Source organism: Mesorhizobium sp. BHscii (assembly GCF_053848065.1).
In genome coordinates, this window is sequence record NZ_JBSPKW010000010.1 from 61,914 (window position 1) to 86,709 (window position 24,796).

29 protein-coding genes and 1 pseudogene are annotated in these 24,796 nt (G+C 61.7%); 10 read left to right on the forward strand and 20 right to left on the reverse strand.

The genetic code is table 11. From position 1 onward, the window contains the following. The first annotated feature begins 62 nt into the window (after window positions 1-62). On the forward strand, window positions 63-470 hold the full coding sequence (locus tag ACWTU7_RS15690; RefSeq protein WP_455839122.1) for a DoxX family protein: 408 nt from the start codon (window positions 63-65) through the stop codon (window positions 468-470). Between the two features lie 108 nt (window positions 471-578). Here ACWTU7_RS15690 and ACWTU7_RS15695 read toward each other — a convergent pair whose 3' ends face one another. Continuing rightward, on the reverse strand, window positions 579-1,607 hold the full coding sequence (locus ACWTU7_RS15695; RefSeq protein WP_455839121.1) for an oxygenase MpaB family protein: 1,029 nt from the start codon (window positions 1,605-1,607) through the stop codon (window positions 579-581). A 155-nt stretch (window positions 1,608-1,762) separates the two neighbouring features. Beyond that, a complete protein-coding gene (locus ACWTU7_RS15700; protein WP_455839120.1) occupies window positions 1,763-2,026 on the reverse strand; it encodes a DUF4242 domain-containing protein in 264 nt (87 codons plus the stop codon). A 151-nt stretch (window positions 2,027-2,177) separates the two neighbouring features. Between ACWTU7_RS15700 and ACWTU7_RS15705 the strand changes: the two genes are divergently transcribed. Next, window positions 2,178-3,056, forward strand: a complete 879-nt coding sequence (locus ACWTU7_RS15705; protein ID WP_036267457.1) for a LysR family transcriptional regulator — start codon at window positions 2,178-2,180, stop codon at window positions 3,054-3,056. A 154-nt stretch (window positions 3,057-3,210) separates the two neighbouring features. On the opposite strand, the pseudogene ACWTU7_RS15710 reads toward ACWTU7_RS15705, so the two are convergent. Beyond that, window positions 3,211-3,331: pseudogene (locus tag ACWTU7_RS15710) on the reverse strand (LysR family transcriptional regulator); the annotation flags it as partial. 211 nt (window positions 3,332-3,542) lie between these two features. Here ACWTU7_RS15710 and ACWTU7_RS15715 point away from each other — a divergent pair. Next, entirely contained in the window at window positions 3,543-4,307 is a 765-nt protein-coding gene (locus ACWTU7_RS15715) for a class I SAM-dependent methyltransferase (protein ID WP_455846527.1), read from the forward strand. 300 nt (window positions 4,308-4,607) lie between these two features. Beyond that, window positions 4,608-5,633: a transglycosylase SLT domain-containing protein gene (locus ACWTU7_RS15720; protein ID WP_455839118.1), complete on the forward strand. Its 1,026-nt coding sequence runs from the start codon at window positions 4,608-4,610 to the stop codon at window positions 5,631-5,633. 25 nt (window positions 5,634-5,658) lie between these two features. Here the strand turns inward: ACWTU7_RS15720 and ACWTU7_RS15725 are convergent, their stop codons facing one another. Further along, window positions 5,659-6,267, reverse strand: a complete 609-nt coding sequence (locus tag ACWTU7_RS15725) for a YqgE/AlgH family protein (protein ID WP_023799312.1) — start codon at window positions 6,265-6,267, stop codon at window positions 5,659-5,661. 238 nt (window positions 6,268-6,505) lie between these two features. Between ACWTU7_RS15725 and ACWTU7_RS15730 the strand changes: the two genes are divergently transcribed. The 3 genes from ACWTU7_RS15730 to ACWTU7_RS15740 all read left to right on the forward strand — a co-directional run bounded on the left by ACWTU7_RS15730 (window position 6,506) and on the right by ACWTU7_RS15740 (window position 8,594). Continuing rightward, on the forward strand, window positions 6,506-7,312 hold the full coding sequence (locus tag ACWTU7_RS15730; protein WP_287350495.1) for a protein-disulfide reductase DsbD domain-containing protein: 807 nt from the start codon (window positions 6,506-6,508) through the stop codon (window positions 7,310-7,312). 120 nt (window positions 7,313-7,432) lie between these two features. After that, the gene (locus tag ACWTU7_RS15735; protein WP_065006230.1) at window positions 7,433-7,933 is read left to right on the forward strand and encodes a peroxiredoxin; all 501 of its coding nucleotides are present in this window, start codon (window positions 7,433-7,435) and stop codon (window positions 7,931-7,933) included. A gap of 181 nt (window positions 7,934-8,114) precedes the next feature. Continuing rightward, entirely contained in the window at window positions 8,115-8,594 is a 480-nt protein-coding gene (locus tag ACWTU7_RS15740; RefSeq protein WP_455839172.1) for a DUF2938 domain-containing protein, read from the forward strand. A gap of 5 nt (window positions 8,595-8,599) precedes the next feature. Here ACWTU7_RS15740 and ACWTU7_RS15745 read toward each other — a convergent pair whose 3' ends face one another. The 12 genes from ACWTU7_RS15745 to coxB all read right to left on the reverse strand — a co-directional run bounded on the left by ACWTU7_RS15745 (window position 8,600) and on the right by coxB (window position 18,449). Then, complete coding sequence (locus tag ACWTU7_RS15745) at window positions 8,600-9,193, reverse strand: histidine phosphatase family protein (RefSeq protein WP_455839117.1); 594 nt, start codon at window positions 9,191-9,193, stop codon at window positions 8,600-8,602. A 42-nt stretch (window positions 9,194-9,235) separates the two neighbouring features. Continuing rightward, window positions 9,236-9,763 (reverse strand): ribonuclease HI, encoded by a 528-nt coding sequence (gene rnhA / locus ACWTU7_RS15750; RefSeq protein WP_455839116.1) that lies wholly within the window; start codon window positions 9,761-9,763, stop codon window positions 9,236-9,238. Continuing rightward, window positions 9,760-10,722 (reverse strand): homoserine kinase, encoded by a 963-nt coding sequence (locus ACWTU7_RS15755; protein ID WP_029355632.1) that lies wholly within the window; start codon window positions 10,720-10,722, stop codon window positions 9,760-9,762. The genes rnhA and ACWTU7_RS15755 overlap by 4 nt, the downstream gene beginning before the upstream one ends. A 7-nt stretch (window positions 10,723-10,729) precedes the next feature. Next, complete coding sequence (gene ispH / locus ACWTU7_RS15760) at window positions 10,730-11,740, reverse strand: 4-hydroxy-3-methylbut-2-enyl diphosphate reductase (RefSeq protein ID WP_455839115.1); 1,011 nt, start codon at window positions 11,738-11,740, stop codon at window positions 10,730-10,732. Window positions 11,741-11,892: 152 nt separating this feature from the next. Next, window positions 11,893-12,690: an SURF1 family protein gene (locus tag ACWTU7_RS15765; RefSeq protein WP_455839114.1), complete on the reverse strand. Its 798-nt coding sequence runs from the start codon at window positions 12,688-12,690 to the stop codon at window positions 11,893-11,895. After that, a complete protein-coding gene (locus ACWTU7_RS15770; RefSeq protein ID WP_455839113.1) occupies window positions 12,687-13,073 on the reverse strand; it encodes a DUF983 domain-containing protein in 387 nt (128 codons plus the stop codon). Before ACWTU7_RS15770 ends, ACWTU7_RS15765 begins: the two co-directional genes overlap by 4 nt. 82 nt (window positions 13,074-13,155) lie before the next feature. Further along, window positions 13,156-14,037 carry a cytochrome c oxidase subunit 3 gene (locus ACWTU7_RS15775; RefSeq protein ID WP_029355624.1) on the reverse strand — a complete coding sequence of 294 codons (882 nt, stop codon included), beginning with the start codon at window positions 14,035-14,037 and terminating at the stop codon, window positions 13,156-13,158. Between the two features lies 1 nt (window position 14,038). Continuing rightward, the gene (locus tag ACWTU7_RS15780) at window positions 14,039-14,680 is read right to left on the reverse strand and encodes a cytochrome c oxidase assembly protein (protein WP_065006307.1); all 642 of its coding nucleotides are present in this window, start codon (window positions 14,678-14,680) and stop codon (window positions 14,039-14,041) included. An 8-nt stretch (window positions 14,681-14,688) separates the two neighbouring features. Continuing rightward, complete coding sequence (locus ACWTU7_RS15785; protein ID WP_077381685.1) at window positions 14,689-14,850, reverse strand: hypothetical protein; 162 nt, start codon at window positions 14,848-14,850, stop codon at window positions 14,689-14,691. Window positions 14,851-14,852: 2 nt separating this feature from the next. Further along, window positions 14,853-15,797, reverse strand: coding sequence for a heme o synthase (locus tag ACWTU7_RS15790; RefSeq protein WP_095518298.1), 945 nt, complete (start codon window positions 15,795-15,797; stop codon window positions 14,853-14,855). A 77-nt stretch (window positions 15,798-15,874) separates the two neighbouring features. Then, window positions 15,875-17,527, reverse strand: coding sequence for a cytochrome c oxidase subunit I (ctaD, locus tag ACWTU7_RS15795; RefSeq protein WP_029355618.1), 1,653 nt, complete (start codon window positions 17,525-17,527; stop codon window positions 15,875-15,877). Window positions 17,528-17,564: 37 nt separating this feature from the next. Continuing rightward, the gene (coxB, locus tag ACWTU7_RS15800; protein WP_029355617.1) at window positions 17,565-18,449 is read right to left on the reverse strand and encodes a cytochrome c oxidase subunit II; all 885 of its coding nucleotides are present in this window, start codon (window positions 18,447-18,449) and stop codon (window positions 17,565-17,567) included. A gap of 374 nt (window positions 18,450-18,823) precedes the next feature. On the opposite strand from coxB, the gene ACWTU7_RS15805 reads away from it, so the two are divergent. Both ACWTU7_RS15805 and tldD read left to right on the forward strand, forming a co-directional pair. Further along, window positions 18,824-19,393: an invasion associated locus B family protein gene (locus ACWTU7_RS15805; RefSeq protein ID WP_455839112.1), complete on the forward strand. Its 570-nt coding sequence runs from the start codon at window positions 18,824-18,826 to the stop codon at window positions 19,391-19,393. Window positions 19,394-19,527: 134 nt separating this feature from the next. Next, window positions 19,528-20,940, forward strand: coding sequence for a metalloprotease TldD (gene tldD, locus ACWTU7_RS15810; RefSeq protein WP_287368807.1), 1,413 nt, complete (start codon window positions 19,528-19,530; stop codon window positions 20,938-20,940). 152 nt (window positions 20,941-21,092) lie between these two features. Here tldD and ACWTU7_RS15815 read toward each other — a convergent pair whose 3' ends face one another. The 4 genes from ACWTU7_RS15815 to ACWTU7_RS15830 form a co-directional block, all read right to left on the reverse strand. After that, complete coding sequence (locus tag ACWTU7_RS15815; RefSeq protein ID WP_455839111.1) at window positions 21,093-21,599, reverse strand: RES family NAD+ phosphorylase; 507 nt, start codon at window positions 21,597-21,599, stop codon at window positions 21,093-21,095. Then, window positions 21,592-21,963, reverse strand: coding sequence for an antitoxin Xre/MbcA/ParS toxin-binding domain-containing protein (locus tag ACWTU7_RS15820; RefSeq protein WP_029355607.1), 372 nt, complete (start codon window positions 21,961-21,963; stop codon window positions 21,592-21,594). Before ACWTU7_RS15820 ends, ACWTU7_RS15815 begins: the two co-directional genes overlap by 8 nt. An 86-nt stretch (window positions 21,964-22,049) precedes the next feature. Continuing rightward, the gene (locus ACWTU7_RS15825) at window positions 22,050-23,291 is read right to left on the reverse strand and encodes a class I SAM-dependent RNA methyltransferase (protein WP_455839110.1); all 1,242 of its coding nucleotides are present in this window, start codon (window positions 23,289-23,291) and stop codon (window positions 22,050-22,052) included. After that, window positions 23,288-24,082, reverse strand: a complete 795-nt coding sequence (locus ACWTU7_RS15830; RefSeq protein WP_455839109.1) for a TlyA family RNA methyltransferase — start codon at window positions 24,080-24,082, stop codon at window positions 23,288-23,290. The genes ACWTU7_RS15825 and ACWTU7_RS15830 overlap by 4 nt, the downstream gene beginning before the upstream one ends. A gap of 165 nt (window positions 24,083-24,247) precedes the next feature. On the opposite strand from ACWTU7_RS15830, the gene ACWTU7_RS15835 reads away from it, so the two are divergent. Further along, entirely contained in the window at window positions 24,248-24,649 is a 402-nt protein-coding gene (locus ACWTU7_RS15835) for a GFA family protein (RefSeq protein WP_455839108.1), read from the forward strand. The last annotated feature ends 147 nt before the right edge of the window (window positions 24,650-24,796 follow it).

Sequence of the window (24,796 nt, forward strand, 5' to 3'; positions counted from 1 at the left end):
GCAGACCCGCTGACAATTCAGCCTGCTGGCCGGAATCACCGGGTCATGATGGAGGCCAACTGATGAATTTCGACAAGATTTCTGCCTGGGCTCCGGTGTGGTTAAGCGTCGTGAGGATCATGTCGGCGCTGCTGTTTTTGGAGCACGGAACTCAAAAGTTATTCAATTTTCCGCCCGCTCCCGAGCCGATGCAACTGTCGGGATTTCTTGTAATTCAGGCATTGATCGAGCTGATCGGAGGCGCGCTGCTTGCCCTCGGCCTCTTCACCCGGCCGGTTGCGTTCATTCTGTCCGGCAACATGGCGGCCGCCTATTTCATGGCGCATGCACCGCAAAGCTTCTTTCCGGTAGTCAACCAGGGCGACTCGTCGATCCTCTACTGCTTCATTTTCCTGTACTTCTTTTTCGCGGGAGGCGGCGCGTGGAGCGTCGATGCGGCCCGTCGCGGGACCGGCCTCGCGACGCCCTGAACAGGATCGCGAGGGAACTTCCCGGGCGGCTTCCAGCGGAGCATGTCCGACAGCCTGTCAGGTCGAAATGATAAGAAGTTTCGACTCCACTGATCGTCGCTTTCGGGCTTAGGGCGGCCATTGCCGCACTTTCGACCCGTCGCTTTCCGTTATGCGGGCATCAAACTGATGACCCGCATGATCGCGACCGTACGCCCGTGTTCTGGGTGCCTTCTGTCGGCGATAGAGATAGTTCTCGGGAAGGCCGAGGCGACGGCACGACTGGACGGCCGGAGATGAAGGGAGCACCATGCTCTCGCAGATTGCAGCCGTCGTCTTCACAAAAGCGCGCTCCCACGGCTTCAACGTCCAGTGGTCGCCGAGTGCCAACCGCTTGCGGACCCAGCGGGGCAGGATCTCGACAGCCGCCTTCAGAAATGGCCGCTGAAGCGGCCGAGCCACTTCCGGCAAGGCGGGAACGTCTTCCATGATCTGCAGGAATTCCAGGACGATCGGCGATGCGACGAGTCTTTGCCGCATCACGTCGAACAGCGCGTAAAGCTCGGCCTGAGACGTGGGCGCGCCGGCCGCACCATAGAGAAGTGCGACGGGGCGAGCCTCAGCAAACATCGCGTCCCGTTCGAAAAAATGCAGACGATGCACATAGACGTGATACGCCTCCATGAAACCAAAACCGGCCGTAGCTTGCACCCAGTCCAGCAACTCCGGGTCGGTGGCGTGGTATGGCTCACCTTCGCTGGTTTGGCCTGAAACGCGGCCATGCATCCTGACCACACCTTCAATCATGGCCTTGGCCTTGGTCCGGGGACCGTAGACCGTGACCAAGGCGGCGAGGCCAGTGCGCTGCAATCGTCGGAGCGCGTCGGAGCGGAATGTGCTGTGCTGCCAAATGGCGTCGCGAACCCGCGGCTCTGCCAATTCGAGCAGCACCGCCGTAACCCCGCCGATGAACAGCGCAACCGGGTTCTTGAAAATACGCCACGACAACGAGTCCGGCGGCAACAGCGCCGGCTCGCCCTGCGGGGTCGAGAAGTCCATCCGCGATCCGAGCCGCTGGCGCATGAACGACTGCGCAAGAGTATCCACACGACGCTCAAGCGGGCGAGGCAGAGGAAGGGTGCCCGAGTTGCCAAACATGCTCCGACTCTCCTGGCAACGACAAGCGTGTGGCTGGCGGATGCAGCACGAACGTCTTGGCCCTTCCGTCGTTCCAAAGATTCAAACTGGCGCGCTGTATTACTCCGCAAGAACACCGGGCCCGGATAGCCATCGCGAGCCCGGTCACGCCAGCCCTATGGGGTAAGATCGAGCGCCGGCACGATTCTGTGATAGGGCAGCCCCGCATCGTCGTTTAGACGCTTCACGTCGACCTCGGAATTAGCGTCAAACAGGCACATGCAGCGCCCGTCCTCCGGTGCGAAGGTCGAGCGCAGATAGCTGATGTCGGTGCCCTTGGATGTCATCTCGGCGGCCTGGCTGATCGCCGCCTTCTGCGCATCTCCCAGAGCTTCCATGCTGATGCCCTTGAGGTCGCGTTCCACCATGTAGACAGTCATTTCCAGATCTCCTCCTATGAACAGTGACCACAGGAGTTGAATGCAGCGGCGGGCGAAAGAGAACGACATTTTTTCTATCGATCGATAGCCGACAGTTATCGATGAAAGGGCTACAATGTCGTTTCGTGGAACCGCCTCGGGAGGGCTCGCCATGGAGATGTTTCAGGTCCGCTACGTGCTTGCTGCCGCGAAGATGCTGAATTTCACCAAGGCAGCCACCGATTGCAATGTGTCTCAGCCGGCGCTCACCAAAGCGGTCAAGACGCTCGAGGATGAGCTTGGCGCGCCCTTGTTCCACCGCGAGGGAAAGCGCGTCCTCCTGAGTGAGTTCGGGCGCTCCATTCTGCCGCATCTTCAGCAGATCATGCAGGAGGCCCACGCCACCAGGACGCTTGCCGACAATTTCAGGCTGCTCAACCAGGTGCCGATCCGCCTCGGCGTCATGTCGACCATCGGCCATGTGAAGCTCGCCCGGTTCCTGGCAAAGTTCCAGCGCGACTATCATGGCGTCGAGCTTGAAGTCAGCGAGGCGAGCGTGCAGGAACTGAAAAACAGGCTTGAGCAAGGCGATCTCGATCTGGCCGTCCTCAATCCGCTGGAGGGACTGGGAGCGGCTTTCCGCGTCCATGATCTCTACAGTGAGCGCTACGTCGTCGTATTCGCGCCGGATCACCGGCTTGCGAGCCTCAATGCAATCAAGTTGGTCGATCTCTCTCAAGAACCCTATGTCGATCGTCTGTCCTGCGAAATGCGGGACCTGGTGATGGGTGTGTGCCGGGAAAGAAACGTCAGCCTTTATGCCCGCTTTCGTTCCGAGCGCGAGGATTGGATCCAATCAATGGTGCTGGCGCGGATCGGCTTCGCCTTCATGCCTGAATATTCGGTGACATCGCCTGAACTTCTGCAGCGTCCGCTGATCGAACCCGCGGTGGCACGCACCGTGTCCCTGGCTAGCGTTCCGGGCCGGCCCTATAGCCCGGCGACGGCGGCAATGGTCCGAGCTGCCCAGAGCTTCGATTGGCCAGGCTAGGCGTTTGTTGCTGAAGCTGATTTTAGATGCGTTCTGCCGCCCTGGTGGTCCTCGGACCGGTACCGACCCGACCCAGGACTACCGACACTCAATCGCTGCGCATTTGGGCGATGTGGCTGCATGAGACGCGCAAAGTCGGTGAGATATGGCTATGCTCGCGGTGGAAGAGATGCCCTCCAAGCTCGGCCTCGAGCTTCTGGATAGCGCGGGTCAGCGCCGGCTGGGTCACGCAGCAGCGACGCTACCCGGAAGTAGCGGATTTCGTGTATCTCCATGGATCGCCCTTTCCCGATGACAGCCTTGCATCGGCGCGATGAAATATTGGCATTTCCTTTTTCTCCGAAACGACTGCAACTTTCTTGCTTCGTTGGAATCGCGCTCGCCGAAGGAGCGCGGGAGAAGGCTCACAATGACCGGATGGAAATTTGAGGGAGTACAATCATGACCTTGCCCAGTTGCGCAGTGAACCAGGCAAGTTTCCCGCAGATGTACGAGCGGTGGCTGGTCGGCCCTCTCTTCCGTCCATGGGCCGAGATGGCTCTTGACGAGCTGGAATTGTCTTCGGGCGATCGCCTACTCGATATCGCCTGTGGAACAGGAATAGTGGCGCGCGTTGCAAGAGAGCGGCTCGGTGAAGCCGGATATATCGTCGGCGTCGACATCAGCCCGGACATGCTTGCCGTGGCGCGGGCTGTAGAACCAGCCATTGACTGGCGCCAGGGCAATGCCGGCGAGCTGCCTCTGCGTAACGGTGAGACGTTCGACGTGGTCGTCTGCCAGCAAGGGCTGCAGTTCTTTCCTGACAGACCCGCGGCGGTGACGCAGATGCGTCGCGCGCTGGCGAAGGGTGGCAGGCTGGCGATCGCCATGTGGCGCCCGGACGACGAAATCCCGTTCTTTCGCGAACTGCGCCGCGTCGCGGAGCGCCATCTGGGCGCCATCGCCGATCAACGGTACAGCTTCGGGGAAGCGGCTCCACTTGAGGCGCTGCTGCGAGACGCCGGCTTCCACGAGGTCCGATCAAGGATTATTTCGCGCACCATCCACTTCGGGGAAGGCGCACCTTTCCTGCATTTGAATACGATGGCACTGGTCGGAATGAGTTCTTTAGCCAAGGAAATGGGCGATCAGGAACGCAAGCGCGTCGTGGAGGAGATCGTGAGCGAGAGTGCGCCCGTGCTGCAACCGTATGGCAATGGATCGGGATTAGCCTTCGAGCTCAGCGCCAATCTAGCGACGGCCAAAGGCTAAAAGATCTCTCTTCACAAGCAACGCATCGCCTACGCAACGCTCGATAAAATCTTCTTATTGTACATTACGAACTGTCCTCGCCGCATTGCGGCCATTGTACCGCCACGATCCATGACTAGCTAGAGCAAGCACTGACCGTTCTTCTTGTCTTTTTTCGACGTTGACGGCTCAACGTTGGAAATAGATCTGCCCAAAAGTATCTGGGCGGCTAGACAAGGAACGGAGGGGGACCTGGCGTCACTCCAAAGAACACGCGAATTCTTTGCTTGCGCAGACGTCATCCTTTCGGGCGGACGGCCTTTGTCGAAAAGGATCGCGGGGCTTGGCTTGGCGGCGACAGTGGCGGCCGTGCCATGGCCGGTCTATTCGGGAGTCTTGGTCAACGGAGTGACCGAAGCCGCAGTTGCCACTGCTGTTCCGTCCTCCGCTCTGAGTTTCCCCTCGGCCGCGCCCGAGTTCGACATCATCGATCCGGGCACCACGTCGACCTCCCGACGCAAGGGAGAAGGCATACTGGCCGACGCATTGAAGGGTACCGTGGCCATCCTTTCCGAAGGCGCGGAACAGATCGTCATCGGCATGTCGGTGCACGAGTTCGGCGAATACAAGGTGTCGCAGTACATTGCCAGCGAGATTCTGCGTGCCGCCAAGGACACCCAATTTCCTGCCGACACCCTTTTCGCGATCGCCGAGAAGGAGTCCTCCTTCGACCTCAACAATCGCCCGCCAAAAGGGTCGGCACTTGGTCTTATGCAGTTCCTCGACCAGACATGGCTCGAGGCGGTGAAGAAGTACGGTGCAGAGTTCGGCCTGGGCGACGAAGCGGAACTGATCCGGATCCGCTTAGAGGGCAAGCGCGAACACCATTTCGTCGACGACAAGGCCGATGAACAGCGCATTCTTGAATTCAGGCGCGATCCCTATCTGTCGGCAGCACTTGCGGCCAAGAACCTTCTCGCGGCCAAGGAACGCATCGAAGCCCGTCTCGAGAAGGCCATGGACGAAAGGGATCTTTACCTCCCCCATTTCCTTGGCACCAACGGCGCAGCACAGCTCCTGTCGAACGCCGACGAGACGCCCAATGCCACGGCCAGCAAAATCTTCCCCAAGGCGGCGCGCTTCAATACCGCGATGTTCAGGGCCGAGGGAAAACAGCTCACCGTTGGCCAGTTCCACCAGCGCCTGCGCTCCTTCTTAGAAGCGCGCATCGGCAAATACAGCGATGTCGAAAGCCGCGTGAAAGAGGCTGACCTGTCCTGGACAGCCGGTATCGAGAATCTCGTCTACGATTTGGGCAAACGGCTGGCGTCGGCAATGCAGCGGTAGCCAGCCAGGTATCGGGTTTTCACCACTAGGCGTGGCCGGCCGCCAGGCTGAGATGCGCGAGGTCGATACCGATCGAGGCGAGAATCCGGTCGTATTTGCGCTCGATGTCGGTATCGAACAGAAGCTCCGCATTTGCCGGGCAGGTCAGCCAACCGTTCTCGGCGATTTCGCTCTCCAGCTGACCTGCGCCCCAGCCCGAATAGCCGAGTGCCATCAGCGCGTGCCGGGGCCCACGGCCCGACGAAATGGCGCGCAATATGTCGACGGTCGCGGTCAGGCAAATGTCGTCGGAGACGGCGAGCGACGATTCCACTCGGTAGTCGCCCGAATGCAGGACGAAGCCGCGGCTGCGGTCCACCGGTCCGCCGTTGCGCACGACGAAGTCGCGGGCCTGCGCGGGCAAGCGGATCGCCTCCTGTTCGTTCATGATGCCGAGCTGCACGAGCAGATCCGGAAACAGCATCTGCTGCGTCTGGTTGATGACCAGGCCCATCGCGCCTTCGTCGCTGTGCGCGCAAATGTAGATGACGGAGCGCGTAAAGCGGTCGTCCTTCATGCCGGGCATGGCAATCAGGAACTGGTCGTCGAGAAAGCCGCGTCCCGCAGCCATCTTCTTGTGGCGCAACAAGTCCATGAGAGGAGCGTAACGCGTTTCTGGAGCGCCGAAAAGATGCGCCGCGCGCGATTTGGTCGCGGATGTGCAGCTAAGGTCAGGCAAAGCTGTGCCCGAGGTCACGTAAAGGCTGTGCCCGAGGTCACGTAAAAGCTGTGCCCGAGGTCACGCAAAAGCTGTGCCCGAGGTCACGCAAATATGATAACAGCGACGCCATGAAGTCATTGCGCAGCCATGAACGGACGGTCAAATCAGCGCCATGCAAAGTTTGAAAGTCCTGCTGCTCAGCGCCGCTGTCGGATGTGGAACCGGCCTCCCTGCCGCAGCCTCTTCGTCGACCTGGTACAATAGCGAAGGCGGCAGAGTGCGGCTTGTGACCAGCGGCAAGCCCGACGAAGCCGGGCGCATCCATGGCGTCCTCGATATTGCGCTCAAGCCTGGCTGGAAAACCTACTGGCGCGATCCGGGCGACGCGGGCGTGCCGCCGCAAATCGATATCTCGGCCAGCACCAACATTGCCAACGCGACGTTTTCGTTTCCGCCGCCCCAGCGCCACGACGACGGCTACGGCAAATGGGCCGGCTACGACCATCCGGTTTCGCTGCCGGTGACATTCACGCTGTCGGCGCCGAACGAGCCGGCCGTCATCGATGCCGATATCTTTCTCGGCATTTGCGAGACGATCTGCATCCCGCTGCAGACGAAGCTGACCATCGATCCGGGCTCCGATCCGGACAATGCCGAAGACGCCGCTTTGGTGAAGGCGGCCCTTGCAACGCTGCCTGCGCCCGCAAGACCCGATTTCGGCGTCAATATCCTGCCGGGCGACCGCGAGACACTGATTGTCGAGGCGAGCTTTCCGGGCAGTCCCGAAGCGGCGGATTTCTTCGTCGCCGGTGAGCGGGATTACATGTTCGGCGTGCCGGCCCGCAGCGAAAAGGATGGCAAGCTGGTGTTTGCCGTGCCGATCCTCGACAGGCCGACGACGACGCCGACGGATGGCGGACTTTACTACACGCTGACAACCGCGGCCGGCGCCGTCGAAGGCCTGCTGCCGTTTCCTTGATCCCGAGCAAAGGATGTTCAGGGCGAACATCCTTTGCCCAGCCTCCCCGACGGTTGCGGGGAACGGCTGAATTCGCTATCGCAAGGACACTTCCCTTCCATCTCTCAAGTGAGGACCTCGATGATGATTGCCGTTGGCGACAAGCTGCCCCAAGCGACCTTCAAGACGATGACTGCCGACGGCGCAAAAGCGATCACGACGGCCGAGATCTTCTCGGGAAAGAAGGTGGTGCTGTTCGCCGTTCCCGGCGCTTTCACGCCGACCTGCTCCAACAATCATCTGCCCGGCTATCTGGACAATTACGACGCCATCCTGGCGCGCGGCGTCGACACCATCGCCGTCGTCGCGGTCAACGACGTTCACGTGATGGGCGCCTGGGCCCGCTTCAGCGGCGGTGAAGGCAAGATCCTCTATCTTGCCGATGGCAATGGCGATTTCGTCAGGTCGATCGGCCTTGACGCCGATCTTTCCGGCGGCGGCATGGGGCTGCGCTCGAAGCGGTTTTCGATGATCGTCGACGACGGCAAGGTCACCGCGCTCAATGTCGAGACAAAGCCTGGCGTCGATGAATCCGGTGCGGCTCACATTCTCGGACAGCTTTCCGTTTTGGCGACAACATAGGCCAAGGTTTGCCACGGTCCTTTTGGCCTGACGATCACGCTTAGTCGAGCGCCGAGTGTCCAACTGGGCGTGCAAAGGACGCTCCAGGACTTCTGAGCCGCATGATCCAACAAAACCGGTACCGGTTTTCGGGCTCGTGCGCTAGCTCTTCGGAGTTGCTTGCTTTTGGGGGACCTCAATGATGTTTGACCACTTCTGGCGCGCTGTGGCGATCGGCATCGGCGCCACGGCGCTCATGGACCTCTGGGCGATTTTCCTGAACATGGTATTTGCTCAGCCGCGGCCGAACTGGGGACTGGTTGGCCGCTGGGTCTGGCATCTCAGAGACGGCAAGGTATTCCACGACGATATCGGCGAGGCAGCACCCTACGCGCATGAATCGGCGCTGGGCTGGGCCTTCCACTACTTTGTCGGCATCGTCTACGGCATCATTTTGACCGTTTTGGCGGGAGCGGCGTGGCTGGCCGCGCCGACCTTCCTGCCGGCCTTCATCCTCGGCATCGTCACCGTGGGTGCCGGCTGGTTCCTGTTGGCGCCCGGCATGGGCGCCGGCTGGGCCGCATCAAAGCGCCCCAACCCGATGCAGATCCGCGCCCTCAATCTCGTCTCACATACGGTGTTCGCGCTCGGGCTTTTCGGCACGGCGCTGCTGATCCGTTAGCCAAATTAATCGTCGCGGTGTTGCGCCAGCCTGTCGATCGGCCGCCATCCGTGGACAACGCGACGCGCGCGGATATCGTACGCGAAATAGTTCCCGCCGCCCGCTGGCTGATCCGCCTGGCGGCTGATCTCCCGCCCGCCGAGAGAAAGCAGCAGAAGCGTTCCGACACCTCCGTGGCCCACGAAAGCAACGTCGGCGGCGTCATCTGTGCCGAGCACAGTGTCTAACTCGCTCAGAATACGATGCTGAGCATCGATAGCCCGCTCCCATCCGCGAATGCTGCTGTATGGATTGGCGAAGAATTGGTCCGCGACCGCTTCGAACTCCGCAGGCGGTAGGAAACCGGTTGCCGATCGGTCATTCTCATGCATCCGTTCCCTCACCTCGACCTCAAGGCGGAGATGCCTTCCGAGTATCTCGGCGGTTTCTACCGCCTTGCGTTCACCCGATGACACGATACGCCGGATCGACCGAACCCACGGCTGATCGAGCATTGCAGACGTTCTCGCTCGACCGGTGTCGGATAGCCCCCACTCTGGCACTGGAACATTGGCATCGATCCGAACCTGGGGATGCGTGATGTAGTATGCGATCGGCATGATAGAGGTCTTCCTGCCAGAGAGCGGACCCGCAGCCGGAATTCAATAACTCTGGGTCGAGCGCCGTGGCTTTGCGACCGCCGGCTGCTTCGACTGCGGACCTGGCTTCGGCGTCGCGGTCTTGACGGGGCCTTTCTTGAACGGCGCCATGCCGAGCCGCGCCAGCTCGTCGGCACGTTCGTTCTCCGGATGGCCGGCATGGCCCTTGACCCAGTGCCAGACGACCTGATGGCGGTTGCGCGCCTCGTCGAGTGCCTGCCACAGCTCGGCATTCTTCACCGGTTGCCTGGCAGCGGTCTTCCAGCCGTTGCGCTTCCAGCCGTCGATCCAGCTGAAAATGCCGTCCTTGACATAGTTGCTGTCGGTATAAAGATCGACAGCACAAGGTTCTTTCAGCGCATTGAGCGCCGAGATGGCGGCCAAAAGTTCCATGCGGTTGTTGGTGGTCGCAGCCTCGCCGCCCGACAGTTCTTTCGTGACACCGTTGAAGCGTAGGACCGCCCCCCAACCGCCAGGCCCCGGATTGCCTGAACAGGCACCATCGGTGAAGATTTCAACGCGCTTGGTCATGTCAGTCCGTATTCGGAAGGAGATTTGATCGCCCGGTGGAAGCGCATCCGCCTGATATATTCGGTCGGGTCGCGTTTCACGACCAGCCCGCCATTGGCAACGGTCAGCCAGTCGTAAAGCCGGGTCAGCATGAAACGCAGCGCCGAGCCGCGTGCCAGGATAGGCAGCGCAGCTTTCTCCTCGCCGCTCAAGGGCCGCACGCTTTGGTAGCCGGCAAGTAGCGCCGTGCCCTTGGTCAGGTTGAAGGAAAAATCCTTCTCGAAACACCAGGCGTTGAGGCAGGTAGCGACATCATAGGCGTAGAGATCGTTGCAGGCGAAATAGAAGTCGATCAGCCCGGACAGTTTCTCGCCGAGGAAGAAGACATTGTCCGGGAAAAGATCGGCATGGATGATGCCCTCCGGCAGGTCTTTGGGCCAGTTCCGCTCGAAATCGGCGAAGTCGGCATCGACCTCGGCCGCCAGTCCCGGCTCGACCTCGTCGGCGCGAAGGCGAGCGGCGCTCCACAGCTTGCGCCAGCCATCGATTGCAAGGGCATTCGGACGGGTCATCGGAAAGTCGGCGCCGGCAAGATGCAGTGCCGCCAGCGCCTTGCCGACCTCGCCGCAATGCGCTGATGTCGGCCGCCGCAGCGAAAGGCCTTCGAGGAAAGTGATGATGACCGCCGGCCGGCCGGCAAGCATTCCGATGACGTTGCCATCATGCGCCGTCACCGGAAGCGGGCAGGAAATGCCCTTCCTGGCGAGATGGCCCATCAGGCCGAGGAAGAACGGCAGGTCGGCCTTGTCGACACGCTTTTCGTAGAGCGTCAGGATGTAGGAGCCGCTGGTCGCGTGCAGCAGGAAATTCGAGTTCTCGGTCCCTTCGGCGATGCCCTTGTAGGACAGGAGATCGCCGACCGGATAGGCCTTCAGGAACGCGCCGAGCTCGCCTTCGTTGACGTCGGTGTAGACCGCCATGGGCTCTTCACGCGGCTCCGTTGACGAAGGCCATGTCGGCCGCCGTCAGTTCGACATCGCGCAGGACCCGCATCACCGGAAAATCCTCGGTCTCTGTCGCCGTCACCGCCAGCTCGATCGTCACGTTGAAGCGCTGCCGGAATGCATCGATGATCTCGTCGACGATGATTTCCGGCGCCGACGCGCCTGCCGACAGACCGAGCGTCGAGATGCCGGCAATGTCAGTCCACGGAATTTCGGAGGCGCGCTGCACGAGAAGCGACATCGAGGCGCCGGCGCGCTCGGCCACTTCGACGAGACGCCGCGAATTGGAGGAGTTGGGGGCGCCGACGATCAGGAAGAGATCGGAGCCCGCGGCGGTCTCCTTGACCGCTTCCTGGCGGTTGGTGGTGGCGTAGCAGATCGATTCCGCTGCCGCCGCATGCAAATCGGGAAAACGATCCTTAAGCACTCGAATGATGCCGGCGGTGTCCTCGACCGACAGCGTCGTCTGGGTGACGAAACCGAGCGCCTGCGCGTCTGCGGGCACCAAATTCGCCGCGTCGGCTTCGGTCTCGATCAAGGTGACGGCGCCGTCCGGCAATTGCCCCATCGTGCCGATCACTTCCGGGTGGCCGGCATGGCCGATCAGAAGCACATGGCGGCCGAGCCGCCGGTGGCGCATCGCCTGCTTGTGGACCTTCGACACCAGCGGGCAGGTGGCGTCGAGATAGAAGAGGTTGCGGGCCTGGGCGTCCGCCGGTACCGACTTCGGCACGCCATGGGCCGAAAAGACGACCGGGCTCTGGCGATGCTCCGCCGGTATCTCGGAGAGCTCCTCGATGAACACCGCACCGAGGCTTTGCAGCCCCTCGACGACGTAGCGATTGTGGACGATCTCGTGGCGGACGTAGACCGGCGCACCGTATTTCTTCAGTGCCAGCACGACGATCTGGATGGCGCGGTCGACGCCGGCGCAGAAGCCCCGCGGTTGGCAGAGCCTTATCGTCAGCGGTGGCTTTGTGGTCGTGTGAAGCATGATTACCGGCCGGTTGTCGTAGCATGAACTCAAGTCTTGAACTCAAGGCGCGAAATGAGGTGCGCACCCCTGCCCTGTCAAGGGCGCCGGTGCCGATCATTAGAGCGACGTGCGTCGATTTGGACGCACAAAGTACGCTCTAACACTTTTATCTACGCATCGTGCTTTCCGAAAATCGATTCCGATTTTCGGGCCGATGCGTCTTTCGCCGGGCGGCGAAGCATGAAGATGAGGACGCCGGCAAGGGCAGCGGCAAGGCCGTACCAGGTTACGGCATATTGCAAATGGCTGTTCGGCAGGTCGATGATGGTAACGCCGCCGACCGGCAGCCCACCCGGGTTCGGCGTGGCGTCCGCGTCGATGAAGAACGGCACCAGCCCCGCGCCGGCCGGCAGACCGGCGCTGGCCGCCATGGCGTCGCGATCCTTCCAGTAGAAGATGTTCTTCTGCGGATCATTGTCGGGAAGCATCATCGAGGGCTTTGCCGGCAGCGGATTGCGGGCGAGCCCCGTCACCGTCACCTTGCCCGCACCCTGGCTTTGCGGGCGCTTGGCCGCGTCCTTGAGATCGTACGGTACGAAGCCGCGATTGATCAGAACGACGCGGCCGTCCTCCAGCTGCAAGGGCGTGAAGACATCGAAACCCGACTGGCCTTCCCAGGTCGCGAAGAAATGTCGCTCGCCTTGATGCATGAAAGTGCCTGATACCGTCACCGGCGTGTAGTCGACGTCGCCGGTGGAGGTGAACCGCTTTTCGACCTCGGCCAAAGGCACAGGCGCAAAGTGCGTGCGCTGGTCGATAGTCTGAATAAGACCCTCTTTCCAGTAGAGGCGCTGCACCTGCCAGGTGCCTAGCCCAAGCAAAATGAAGAACAGCACGAGGCCTAGGCCAAGCAGCAATGCCGTCTTTGGTCGCGAAAGGCCTGCCACTGAACCGGATGTCGTGCTCATTCGCCGAGGTCCAGCCTGCCCTCTGCCGCCTTGTTACGGTATTGCAGCGTCAAGAGCACACCCTTGATCAGCCTGAGCGCGCCCAGGCAAAGCGCCAGCGTTAGCGGTATCCATAATACGAGATGCAGCCAGAGCGGCGGGTTCAGCGTCACCTCCATCCACAGCGCCAGCCCGACGACGATGAAGCCGATGATCAGGATGACGAACACCGCCGGCCCGTCGCCGGCATCGGCGTAGGAATAGTCGAGGCCGCAATTGGCGCAGCGTTTGCCGACCGTGAGGAAGCCGGAAAACAGCGGTCCCTCGCCACAGCGCGGGCAGCGGCCGTGCAGGCCAGCCGAAATCGGATCGATTGGTGGCCAGATCGCCTTGTCGTCGCTCATTGCGATACCTTAGTGCCCTTCGCCCCAAAAGATAAGGCGGCCACGTCGCCGCAGCCGCCTCGTCGATTTGCTCAAGAAGATTTCAGTGGCCTTCAATGACCGCGCCGCTCGAGGCCCAGACATAGATCGACGCGAACAGGAACAACCAGACCACGTCGACGAAGTGCCAGTACCAGGCGGCCGCCTCGAAGCCGAAATGCTGCTTGGGCGTGAAATCGCCCTTCATCGCACGGACCAGGCAGACCAGCAGGAAGATCGTGCCGATGATGACATGGAAGCCGTGGAAGCCGGTCGCCATGAAGAAAGTGGCGCCGTAGATCGAATCCCTGAAGCCGAACGGGGCGTGAATGTACTCGTAAGCCTGCACCATGGTGAACAGCATGCCGAGACCGACGGTCAGCACCAGGCCGTTGATCAGCCCCTTGCGGTCGCCATGAATGAGCGCGTGGTGCGCCCAGGTCACCGTAGTGCCCGACAAAAGCAGGATGACGGTGTTGTAGAGCGGCAGGTGGAAGGGGTCGAGAACCTCGAGGCCCTTCGGCGGCCATACACCGCCGGTGAAGGCGGCGCGGGCGTATTGCTGTGCCTCGCCGGGAAACAGGCTGGCGTCGAAGAAAGCCCAGAACCAGGCGACGAAGAACATCACCTCGGAAGCGATGAACATGATCATGCCGTAGCGTAGATGTAGCGACACGACACGCGTGTGGTGGCCTTCATGCGCTTCCTTGATGGTATCCGACCACCAGGCGTACATCGTGTAGATAACGATCAAAAGGCCGATGAAGAACAGCCACGGATTGGCGATGTTGAAGCCGAAGATCGGGAAATCGCCGCCCTTGAGATACTGCATGTAACAGACGCCGCCGATCGCGGTGACCAGCGCGCCGACCGAGCCAAGGAACGGCCACGGGCTCGGGTCGACGAGATGGTAGTCATGTTGTGGTTTTGCGTGCGCGTCTGCCATATCAACCCCCGAGGCTTCGTTCGGTATGTGAAACTTTGTTGCTTGTGCCTTCGGCCGGCGCCGACGACGCGACCGGTTTGTTCTTCTCGTTCTTTTCGACCGGGAACATCGTGTAGGACAGGGTAATCGTCTTCAGGTCCTTCAGTTCCGGCGCATTGACGATGTCGGGATCTACATAGAACACGACCGGCATGTCCAGCGTCTCGCCAGGCTTCAACGTCGTGTCGGTAAAGCAGAAACACTCGACCTTGTTGAAGTAAGATCCCGCCAGTTCCGGCTGCACGTTGAATGTCGCGCGGCCGGTAGTCGCCCGGACGAACTTGTTGGTCGCGCTATAATGCGCCTGCGCCGTCTCGCCTATCTTGATGGTGATCGAGCGGTCGACTGGCTCAAACTGCCATGGCACGCCGACTGTGTTGGCGTCGAAGCGGATGGTGATATCGCGATCAAGCACGCGGTCGGCATATTGCTGCGTTGCGCGTTTCACGGTGCCGCCGTAACCGGTCGCCTGGCAGAACATCGCGTAGAGCGGCACCGCAGCATAGGCCATGCCGATCATGCCGCCGAAAAAGGCGATGCAGACGCCGGCGACGATGCGGTTGGTGTTCCTCTTTTGAGGATGGGTCACTGTTTTGCGGTTCATCTTGAGCCTCACATCGTTCCGGTGAGGTTGTGACCGAACTTCACGACGGTCGCGATATAGAAGATGACGACAAGCACCGCCAGCGCCAGGCCGATGGCTACCGAACGGTTGCGCCGGGCCTTCTGCTGGCGCTCGGTCAGCGTGACGAGTTCAAGTTTCTTATCGGCCATGGTCATGCTCCGCCCATGGCCAGCACGCGCGCGACAACGCAGTCGGCAAGGTAGATGGCGAAGATGGCGAAGAGGTAGAGCAGTGAGTAGCCGAACAATGCCTTGGCCGGCTTCATCACATGGTCGTCGTCCGCCATCTGCAGCACCTTCCACGCATACCAGACAAAGCCGGCACCGAGCAGCACCGCAAAGACCCCATAGGCGGGCGTGGTGAAACCGAGCGCCCATGGCAGCACGCCAACCGGCGCGAGGATCAGCGCGTAGGCAAAGATCTGGCGTCGGGTCGAAGCCTGGCCGGCGACATTCGGCATCATCGGGATGCCGGCCCTGGCATAGTCCTCGGACTTGAAGAGAGCGAGCGCCCAGAAATGCGGCGGCGTCCACAGGAAGATGATCAGGAACAGGACGGCGCTTTCCAGGCTGACCGTTCCGGTCACCGCGGCCCAGCCGATCACCGGCGGAATGGCGCCGGCAGCACCGCCGATGACAATGTTCTGCGGCGTCCAGCGCTTCAACCACATCGTGTAGACGACCGCATAGAAGAAGATGGTGAAGGCCAGCAGCGTCGCCGACAGCCAGTTGACAAGCACGCCGAGCGTCATCACCGACAGCACCGACAGCACCAGACCGAAACTCAACGCCTCGCCCGGCCGGATGCGGCCGGCCGGCACAGGACGGCCAGCGGTCCTGGTCATCACCGCATCGATATCGGCGTCATACCACATGTTGAGCGCGCCGGACGCGCCAGCACCAATGGCAATAGCCAGGATGGCGATCACCGCCAGAAGCGGGTTGATGGTCACGGGGGCCGCGACCAAACCGACAAAGGCGGTGAACACCACCAGCGACATCACACGCGGCTTCAACAGGGCGAAGAAATCGCCCGCCGTTGCTTCCGACATGCGAAAGCCCGGTTCGTCAGTCAATGTGTCGTCGACAAGGGCCATGCGTACTTAAAGTCCATCATTCCGTTGGCCAAAACCGCCGGGCGGACCGGCGGTTCCGTATTCGCCGAGGCAGCCGCCTATTTGATCTTCGGCAGCTGTTCCCACTGGTGGAAGGGCGGCGGCGAAGGCAGCTGCCATTCGAGCGTCGTTGCACCCTCGCCCCATGGATTGGCGCCAGCTACCCGCTTCTTCTGGAACGCCTCGAACACGCCGTAGAGGAAGATGACCACGCCGACGGCGGAAATATACGAGCCGTAGGACGACACCATGTTCCAGCCGGCAAACGCATCCGGATAGTCGATATAGCGGCGCGGCATGCCGGACAGGCCGAGGAAATGCTGCGGGAAGAAGACGAGGTTGACGCCGACGAAGGTGATCCAGAAGTGGGTGTTGGCGATGACAGGCGAATACATGTAGCCGGTCATCTTCGGGAACCAGTAGTACCAGCCGGCGAAGATGGCAAAGACCGCGCCCAGCGACAGCACATAATGGAAATGCGCGACCACGTAGTAGGTGTCATGCAGCGGGCGGTCGAGACCGGCATTGGCAAGCTGGACGCCGGTAACGCCGCCGACAGTGAACAGGAAGATGAAGCCAATCGCCCATAGCATCGGGGTTTTGAGCGAAATCGACCCGCCCCACATGGTGGCGATCCACGAGAATATCTTCACCCCCGTCGGCACCGCGATAACCATGGTGGCGAAGACGAAATAGCGCTGCGTGTCGAGCGACAGGCCGGTCGTGTACATGTGATGCGCCCAGACGATGAAGCCGACCGCACCGATCGCGACCATGGCATAGGCCATGCCGAGATAGCCGAAGATGGGCTTCTTCGAAAAAGTCGAGACGATGTGGCTGACGATGCCGAAGCCCGGCAGGATCAGGATGTAGACTTCCGGATGCCCGAAGAACCAGAACAGGTGCTGGAACAGGATCGGGTCGCCGCCGCCATCCGGCGCGAAGAAGGTGGTGCCGAAGTTGCGATCGGTCAAAAGCATGGTGATGCCGCCGGCCAGAACCGGAAGCGACAACAACAGCAGGAAAGCGGTGATCAGCACCGACCAGGCGAACAGCGGCATCTTGTGCAGCGTCATGCCAGGCGCGCGCATGTTGAAAATGGTGGTGATGAAATTGATGGCGCCGAGGATCGACGACGCGCCGGCGATGTGCAGCGACAGGATCGCAAGGTCCATCGCCGGTCCCGGCTGGCCCGACGTCGATAGCGGCGGATAGATCGTCCAGCCGCCGCCGACGCCGTAGGCGCCAGGCGCGCTCGGCACGAAGGCCGAGATGATCAGCAGGATGAAAGCCGGTGGCAGCAGCCAGAACGAGACGTTGTTCATGCGCGGGAAAGCCATGTCGGGCGCACCGATCATGATCGGCACCATCCAGTTGGCGAAACCGCCGATCAGCGCCGGCATGACCATGAAGAAGATCATGATCAGCGCATGCGCAGTGGTGAAGGCATTGTACATGCTCTTGCCGCCATCGAGCGCGGCGTCGGCATTCAAGCCGTAGACCATCTGCGCCAGGCCGGTGAAAATCTGGATTCCCGGCTCCTGCAGTTCCATGCGCATGACGACCGAAAGGGCACCGCCAACGCAGCCCGCCATGATCGCGAAGATCAGATAGAGCGTACCGATATCCTTGTGGTTGGTCGAATTCACCCACCGGACCCAGCCATGATACGGCTTATGGTCGTGATCGTCGTGAGCTGCAGCGTCTGCCATGTTCGGCTCCGTTCCCTGATCTTTTCTGGTCGCGGCATCAGTTGCCGGCGGCCGCTACCTTGTCTTTGCTGTCGACCTCGGCCATCAGCGCCTTGTTGGCGCCGGGAAGGTCGGTGCCGGCTGCCGCCAGCCAGGTCTTGTACTGGGCGTCGGAGACGACGCGGATCGCGATCGGCATGAAGGCGTGGTCCTTGCCGCAGAGCTCCGAACACTGGCCGTAATAGAGGCCTTCCTTTTCCGCCTTGAACCAGACCTCGTTGATGCGGCCCGGAACCGCGTCGGTCTTGATGCCGAAGGATGGCATGGCAAAGGCATGGATCACGTCCGCCGCCGTCACCAGCACCCGGGTCATGGTGTTGACCGGCACCACCATCTCGTTGTCGACGGCGAGCAGGCGCGGATAAACGCCGCGATCCTCCTTGCCAGCCGCCGCGCGGTCAGAATCCGCCAGGATCGCGGAGTTGAAGGAAAGCGTGTTTTCGGTCTGGTATTCGTAGTCCCAGTTCCACTGGTTGCCGGTCGCTTTAATGGTCAGCTTAGCTTCTTCCGGCGGTGTGTATTGCGCGGTCAGGAGCTGAAACGAAGGGATGGCGAGACAGAGCAGCACGACGACCGGCCCAACCGTCCAGATCACCTCGATCAGCGTGTTATGGCTGGTGCGCGACGGGATCGAGTTGACGCTGGCACGGAATTTCAAGATGCAATAGGCGATAAGAGCGAGCACGAAGAGGGTGATCGGCACGATGAACCATAGCGTGTAGTGCTCGAACCAGGCGATCTGCCGCATCATGTCGGTGGCGGCGGGCTGGAAGGTCATTTCCCACGGCGCAGGCTGGGCCGCATGGGCGGATGCGCCGGTGAACAATGTGGCGGCAGCCCAAGCGCTCGCTAGGAGTTTGGCGCCTGCTAGGAATTTTCTCATTGCCGTCATTATCTCCCAGTTCCTCGCGATCGGACCGCAAGAATATCGAACAACGCCGGGACGGGAATCCCGGACAGTCCCGAGGCTGGTTCAAACCATACTCTATTTGCCTCCGCAAGAAAGGAGCGGAGGAAACCGTGCGGCATTTTTGCGCGCAAGCGCGGCTGCGCATTTTGGCGGCGGCCGCGGCGGTGGCGGATCGCGGAAGCCCGAGCGGCGGACTGTCCTGGCAAAATGCGCCGGGCTGTCGCAATTCGGGCGAATTTGGCACGGAAAAGCGCACAATTGCCTTGGTCGAGGCAGGCCGGCAGTGGTCTCATCCTTTACTTGCCCTTGGCGCGGCTTAAAGTGCCGTGATTCGCATTGGAGCCGTCATGAACTCTTGGCTTTGGGAACTTGGGCTTTCGACACTTGGGCTTTCGAGAACCTTGGCGAACGTCATCTTTCTCGCCGCGGTGTCTAGCGTTGGCTTGTCTGGCGTCGGCCTGTCCAGCCAGGCCAATGCTGCACAGCCAAGCGGCAAGGTGCGGTCGACGCATGGCGCGTGGTCGATCATCTGCGACACGCCGGCCGGCGCCACATCGGAACAATGCGTGATGATGCAGAACGTCGTCGCCGAGGACCGTCCAGAGATGGGGCTTTCCGTCGTCGTGCTGCGCACCGCCGACAACAAGGCTGAAATCCTGCGTGTGCTGGCGCCGCTCGGCGTGCTGCTGCCCAACGGGCTCGGCCTCAATGTCGATGGCAAGGACATCGGCCGGGCCTATTTCGTGCGCTGCTTCCAGGACGGCTGCTACGCCGAGGTCATTCTCGAAAAGCCGCTGCTCGACACGCTGAAGACCGGAACGTCAGCCACCTTCATCGTCTTCCAAACGCCGGAGGAAGGCATCGGCATCCCGGTCGAGCTCAAGGGTTTCGCCGACGGGTTCGCCGCCCTGCCTTGAGAACCGGTCAGAACCCAAGATCCGAAAAAGCGATTGTGACTGGCCTTTGGCGAGACAATGGTCATCGTCGATTGTCTGGGCGCACGTTCGCGCCTACATCGTGAGGACAACCTCTTTCCACGGACGGACCTGCCATGAACAGCCTGATCGGCCAATTCGACATTTCCGACGATCGCATCAAACAGATCGTCGCCGAGACCATCAACGGCGCCGACGACGGCGAGCTGTTCCTCGAATACAGCGAAAGCGAAGCGCTGATGTTCGACAATGGGCGGCTGAAGACCGCCAATTTCAATACCGACCAGGGTTTTGGGTTGCGTGCTGTCGCCGGGGAAGCGAGCGGCTACGCACATTCCAGCGATCTTTCCGAAGCATCGCTGCTGCGCGCGGCCGACGCCGTCTCGACGGTGAAGGGCGGTTATTCCGGCACGCTTGCCGCGGCACCCGCCCGCACCAACCGCCATCTCTATGGCGACGAGAACCCGATCCCCTCGCCCTCCTTCGAGGCCAAGGCCAAGCTGCTTCAGGAAATCGATGCGTGGCTGCGAGCCGAGGATCCGCGCGTGCGACAGGTGACGGCTTCGCTCGCCGCCTCCTGGCAGCATGTCGAGATCGTGCGTGCCGACGGCCAAATGGTGCGCGACATCCGCCCGCTGGTCAGGATCAACGTGTCGGTGGTGGTCGGCAACGGCGACCGCCAGGAGAGCGGCTCCTACGGCATGGGCGGACGCAAGGCATTTGGCGAATTCCTGGTCGAGGAGAGCTGGAAGCACGCGGCCAAGGAGGCGCTGCGGCAGGCGCTGGTCAACCTCGAAGCGGTCCCGGCGCCCGCCGGCACCTTCGACATCGTGCTGTCGAGCGGCTGGCCGGGCGTCATGCTGCACGAAGCCGTCGGCCACGGGCTGGAAGGCGACTTCAACCGCAAGAAGACATCGGCCTTCGCCGGACTGATGGGCCAGCAGGTGGCCGCGAAGGGTGTCACCGTCGTCGACGACGGCACCATGGCCGAACGGCGTGGGTCGCTGACCGTCGATGACGAAGGCACGCCGTCGGCCCGCAACGTGCTGATCGACGACGGCAAGCTTGTCGGCTATATGCAGGACCGCCAGAACGCCCGGCTGATGGGCATGGAGGCCACCGGCAACGGACGGCGCGAAGGCTATGCGCACCAGCCGATGCCGCGCATGACCAACACCTACATGACCTCAGGCGATATGCAGCCGGACGAAATCATCGCGTCGGTCAAGAACGGCATCTATGCCGTCTCCTTCGGCGGCGGCCAGGTCGACATCACCTCGGGCAAGTTCGTGTTCGGCTGCACCGAGGCCTACATGATCGAGAATGGTAAGGTAACGCAGCCGATCAAGGGCGCCATGCTGATCGGCAACGGGCCGGATGCCATGCATCGGGTTTCGATGATCGGCAACGACATGAAGCTCGACACCGGCATCGGCATGTGCGGCAAGGCCGGCCAGGGCGTGCCGGTCGGCGTCGGCCAGCCGCATCTCAGGATGAACCAGATGACGGTCGGCGGCACACGGGTTTGATAGACCGGCCGCGCCAGCTATTGTGGTCGCGAAAACCGGTCCCTCTCAGCCGCTGCCGCCCGCGGTCCTTGGCAAGTGACTGTAACGGTGGCGGGAACCGCCACAGCGGCGTGCAAGAAGCATAGCCGTCTGCCGGCCAGTTTCGAACTGCCCTACAGCCACGAAGCCGCGGTTTTCGGCAAACGATGGTCGGGATCGATGACCTTCAGACGCGGTGCGTTGTTCTCGTTCCATCGCCAGAGGGCGACGCATGTGCCCCCCGGCGACATGAAGGACGGGTAGATCACGCCGTGCTGCCCATCGGCAATCAGGCGATCTCTCAGCGTGTGCGTCTCAGGCGCCAGGCCTTGATCCATGATGTCGCGCCATTCGCATCGGTGAATGTCTGCCGTCACGCCGAGCTTGGTCAGCACATCAGCGTCCGTCAGGTCGGCCAGCCGCGCGCCTGAAAGTTCGAGCTGCGCAATCACCGCCGGATGCTGGACAAAGCCCTGGTTGTACTCCGCCCAAGCGGTGGATAATTCCCGCGCAGCATAGATGGTCGGGGTGCCCACAGGATTCCAGCGCCCGCCAAAGCGGGCCGCTCCTTCGCCGGAAACTGGGAGATGCGCCCAACGCGGCACGAAGGCACGCCATAGGCTCAGCCTGCTGTCAGGCATAGATGCCGGAGCGGACTGCCTCCAGATAGGCAAGCACCTTGTCCGTCTTGCCCTCTCGAACGAGATCGTAGGCGGTCTTTCCCGCCCAGCCGGGGATCGGCTGATGCTTGAACCAGATCGCCGCACGCTGTTCATCGCCGGCCATCTCGCCTGCCATCGCCAGGATACGGACAATCGGACTCAATGCAGCATCGACCTTGCGCGCGCCGGTCTTGGCGGCAAGCGTGTTGCGCGCGACGCCGATCAGGCCCGCCAGTTCGGTCAGATTGACGCCCAGCAATTCAGCCACCCGTCTTGCCGAAAGAAATGGCGTCCGTTCCTCGCCAAAGCGCGATGCTCGAATTTCGAGAGCTGCGGCATTCATGGTGACATCCTAGCACGTTTTGAACAGCATGTGATAAAAATATGCTCATTTTACGCGCAATTCAAGTTCAAACAAATGCAAACCTGTTACCGCCGTCGTTTCGGCTTCTCCAAAAGCGCAACGGCTTCGACATGCGGCGACCACAGGAACTGATCGATCGGCGTCACGCTTTTCAGGGCGTAGCCGCCATCGATGAGGATGCGCAGGTCGCGTGCCAACGTCACCGGATTGCAGGAAATCGCGGCGACAAGCGGCACGTCGGACCGGGCAATCTGCTTCGACTGGTCTTCGGCGCCGGCGCGAGGCGGATCGAACACAACGCCGTCGAACGTATTCAACTCCTTGAATGTAAGCGGCCGCCGGAACAGATCGCGGCGTTCGCTGGTGACCCGCTTCAGACCGCTGGCGAAACGGAACGCGCGGTCGAGCGCCGAAAGGGCTGCCGCATCGCCCTCCACCGCATGGACTTCCGACTTTGCGGCGAGACGTAGCGCAAAGCTGCCGCAGCCGGCGAAGAGATCGGCGACCTTTTTGGCGCGCACCAAATGCCGGCCGACGATGTCCGCCATCGCCTGCTCGGCCGCCTCGGTGGCCTGCAGGAAAGCACCCGGCGGCACCGCGACAGCCACGCCACCGAACATGACAACAGGCTTTTTGGGCTCGATGATGACTTCGCCGTCGATCGAAAGCCTTGCCAGCCCCTGAGCGATGACGAAGTTGGAGGCGACGCGGCGCTGGTTTTCGCCGAGCTTGCCGGACTCGTGAACCGCGACATCGAGGCCGGAACCGGTCACCGTGACCGTCATGCGGAACGATTTCGTCGTTGCGCAAACCAGTTCGGCGAGTGCTTTCAGACGGTCGAGCTTTGCGACGATCTCCGGCAGCGAGATCGGGCATTCCTCGATGGAAATGATTTCGGACGACAGCGCGCGAACAAAGCCGAGCCGCATGCCGGCCTCGCTCCGTCGGGCGGTGAACCCAACGCGCCGACGCGTCTGCGGCGCGCACGGGACCAGCGCGTCAATGTCGCAGGTGATGCCCTTGCTGTTCAGCGCATGCGCAACCTTGTCGCGCTTCCACCGATGATAAGCTTCGGCCTCAAGATGCTGGATGGCGCAGCCGCCGCATTCGGTGAAATGCCGGCAGGCGGGATCGATACGAAGCGGCGAAGCCTCCAGCACGGACATAAGCGTGGCGCGATCCTTTTCGCGCGCGGCGGTGACGGTTTCACCGGGCAACGTGAACGGAATGAAAAGCTCGCCGGTTTGCGTCTCGGCGATGCCGTCGCCCTGGGATCCCAGTCGTGTGATCGTGAAGCGCGCGTTCATCGGCTTCCGATCCCCCTGTTCTCGACTCCGGCATCCTTGATCCCGGCGAGCAGGAACTCGCGGTTGCCGTCGCTGCCTTCGATCGGCGACAGATGCAATCCCAGCGAGCGCCAACCGGGGACGCCGTCGAGCCAGTCCCGCAGCAGGCCGGCAACCCGCGCGGCATCATATGGGTCTTTCAGCAAGCCACCCTTGCCGATCGCCTCGCGGCCCGCCTCGAATTGCGGCTTGACCAGAAATATTGCTCTGGCGCCGCTCCTGGCGATGGCGAGCGCCGGCGGCAGCGCCAGTTTCAACGAGATGAAGCTGACATCGGAGACGATAAAATCCGGAATGCGATCGGCAAGATCGGCGGCGGAAAGATCACGGGCGTTCAATCCCTCGATCACCGTCACACGCGGATCGCCAGCGATATCCGCATGTATCTGGCCATGCCCGACATCGATAGCCGTGACATGTGCCGCGCCGCGTTCAAGCAAGACCTGAGTGAAGCCTCCGGTCGAGGCGCCGACGTCCAGCGCGTCGCTGCCGGCGGGATCGAGACCGAAATGATCGAGCCCGGCGATCAGCTTCAGCGCAGCACGCGACACGTAACCCAGCGCCGGATCATCGACGGCTATGAGGCAATCAGCCAGGACGGTCTGGCCGGGCTTGCGGGCGATGACGCCATCGGCCGTCACCGTACCGCGCTCGATCGCGTCGCGGGCGCGAGAGCGGCTGGGAAACAGGCCGCGCGCGACGAGAAGTTCGTCGAGCCGCTGGCGTCGGCTGGCTGGCAAAGGGGAGTGCATCGGCCTTCATGGCGAAAGCCCGTCACGAAGGCAAGGATATTGGCAAGAACAACGAACATCTTGGGGGAAAGCAGGCCGCGCCACAACTTGTTGAATATCGCACCAGGTCCGGCACAATGTTGGGAACCATATGCCGTTTTGCTGCCAGAACGTGAAGGAGGACGGATGCTGACCGGAACCTGCCATTGTGGCGCGGCCCACTGGACGTTGGAGGGCGATCCCGGCTCGATCACAGCCTGCAATTGCACGATGTGCCGCCGCTATGGCGCACTGTGGGCTTACGATTATGTGGACGAACGCATTCGCGTTGCGGGATCGACAAGGTCTTATACGCGCGCCGGAAAAGATACCCCGTCGCTTGAGATTCTGTTCTGTCCGACATGCGCCTGCGTTCTGGCATGGCGTGGTTTGCGATCCAGTGTCGACAGTCGCACTCGGATCGCCGTCAATGTGAGGCTTGCGCCGCCTGACGCCATCGCCGACCTCCCAATCGACCATTTCGATGGTCTCCATACGTTCGAGGACCTGCCGCGCGATGGTCGCTGCGTGCGCGATATGTGGTTCTAGTGGAAAAATCTGACACTCAGTACCGGTGCGGAAGGGCAGAAGATGACCCCTTGGCGGTGGTTCGTTCGCGACCGGCCGCATTCACGCCCATGACCCTGAGCTGACCTTCATCAGCCCATTTCGCTGCCCGATGGCCGACGCTCACCC

What these genes read in the sequence shown, in the direction of transcription:
- ACWTU7_RS15805 (WP_455839112.1), top strand. Translation starts at nt 18,824, where the DNA reads ATGAACTCTTGGCTTTGGGAACTTGGGCTTTCGACACTTGGGCTTTCG.
- ACWTU7_RS15725 (WP_023799312.1), bottom strand. Translation starts at nt 6,267, where the DNA reads ATGGACTTGTTGCGCCACAAGAAGATGGCTGCGGGACGCGGCTTTCTC.
- ACWTU7_RS15785 (WP_077381685.1), bottom strand. Translation starts at nt 14,850, where the DNA reads ATGGCCGATAAGAAACTTGAACTCGTCACGCTGACCGAGCGCCAGCAG.
- coxB (WP_029355617.1), bottom strand. Translation starts at nt 18,449, where the DNA reads ATGAGAAAATTCCTAGCAGGCGCCAAACTCCTAGCGAGCGCTTGGGCT.
- ACWTU7_RS15730 (WP_287350495.1), top strand. Translation starts at nt 6,506, where the DNA reads ATGCAAAGTTTGAAAGTCCTGCTGCTCAGCGCCGCTGTCGGATGTGGA.
- ACWTU7_RS15820 (WP_029355607.1), bottom strand. Translation starts at nt 21,963, where the DNA reads ATGAATGCCGCAGCTCTCGAAATTCGAGCATCGCGCTTTGGCGAGGAA.
- ctaD (WP_029355618.1), bottom strand. Translation starts at nt 17,527, where the DNA reads ATGGCAGACGCTGCAGCTCACGACGATCACGACCATAAGCCGTATCAT.
- ACWTU7_RS15815 (WP_455839111.1), bottom strand. Translation starts at nt 21,599, where the DNA reads ATGCCTGACAGCAGGCTGAGCCTATGGCGTGCCTTCGTGCCGCGTTGG.
- tldD (WP_287368807.1), top strand. Translation starts at nt 19,528, where the DNA reads ATGAACAGCCTGATCGGCCAATTCGACATTTCCGACGATCGCATCAAA.
- ACWTU7_RS15700 (WP_455839120.1), bottom strand. Translation starts at nt 2,026, where the DNA reads ATGACTGTCTACATGGTGGAACGCGACCTCAAGGGCATCAGCATGGAA.
- ACWTU7_RS15690 (WP_455839122.1), top strand. Translation starts at nt 63, where the DNA reads ATGAATTTCGACAAGATTTCTGCCTGGGCTCCGGTGTGGTTAAGCGTC.
- ACWTU7_RS15705 (WP_036267457.1), top strand. Translation starts at nt 2,178, where the DNA reads ATGGAGATGTTTCAGGTCCGCTACGTGCTTGCTGCCGCGAAGATGCTG.
- ACWTU7_RS15740 (WP_455839172.1), top strand. Translation starts at nt 8,115, where the DNA reads ATGTTTGACCACTTCTGGCGCGCTGTGGCGATCGGCATCGGCGCCACG.
- ACWTU7_RS15755 (WP_029355632.1), bottom strand. Translation starts at nt 10,722, where the DNA reads ATGGCGGTCTACACCGACGTCAACGAAGGCGAGCTCGGCGCGTTCCTG.
- ACWTU7_RS15775 (WP_029355624.1), bottom strand. Translation starts at nt 14,037, where the DNA reads ATGGCAGACGCGCACGCAAAACCACAACATGACTACCATCTCGTCGAC.
- rnhA (WP_455839116.1), bottom strand. Translation starts at nt 9,763, where the DNA reads ATGACCAAGCGCGTTGAAATCTTCACCGATGGTGCCTGTTCAGGCAAT.
- ACWTU7_RS15765 (WP_455839114.1), bottom strand. Translation starts at nt 12,690, where the DNA reads ATGAGCACGACATCCGGTTCAGTGGCAGGCCTTTCGCGACCAAAGACG.
- ACWTU7_RS15735 (WP_065006230.1), top strand. Translation starts at nt 7,433, where the DNA reads ATGATGATTGCCGTTGGCGACAAGCTGCCCCAAGCGACCTTCAAGACG.
- ACWTU7_RS15770 (WP_455839113.1), bottom strand. Translation starts at nt 13,073, where the DNA reads ATGAGCGACGACAAGGCGATCTGGCCACCAATCGATCCGATTTCGGCT.
- ACWTU7_RS15825 (WP_455839110.1), bottom strand. Translation starts at nt 23,291, where the DNA reads ATGAACGCGCGCTTCACGATCACACGACTGGGATCCCAGGGCGACGGC.
- ACWTU7_RS15835 (WP_455839108.1), top strand. Translation starts at nt 24,248, where the DNA reads ATGCTGACCGGAACCTGCCATTGTGGCGCGGCCCACTGGACGTTGGAG.
- ACWTU7_RS15790 (WP_095518298.1), bottom strand. Translation starts at nt 15,797, where the DNA reads ATGGCCCTTGTCGACGACACATTGACTGACGAACCGGGCTTTCGCATG.
- ACWTU7_RS15695 (WP_455839121.1), bottom strand. Translation starts at nt 1,607, where the DNA reads ATGTTTGGCAACTCGGGCACCCTTCCTCTGCCTCGCCCGCTTGAGCGT.
- ACWTU7_RS15830 (WP_455839109.1), bottom strand. Translation starts at nt 24,082, where the DNA reads ATGCACTCCCCTTTGCCAGCCAGCCGACGCCAGCGGCTCGACGAACTT.
- ACWTU7_RS15745 (WP_455839117.1), bottom strand. Translation starts at nt 9,193, where the DNA reads ATGCCGATCGCATACTACATCACGCATCCCCAGGTTCGGATCGATGCC.
- ispH (WP_455839115.1), bottom strand. Translation starts at nt 11,740, where the DNA reads ATGCTTCACACGACCACAAAGCCACCGCTGACGATAAGGCTCTGCCAA.
- ACWTU7_RS15715 (WP_455846527.1), top strand. Translation starts at nt 3,543, where the DNA reads ATGTACGAGCGGTGGCTGGTCGGCCCTCTCTTCCGTCCATGGGCCGAG.
- ACWTU7_RS15780 (WP_065006307.1), bottom strand. Translation starts at nt 14,680, where the DNA reads ATGAACCGCAAAACAGTGACCCATCCTCAAAAGAGGAACACCAACCGC.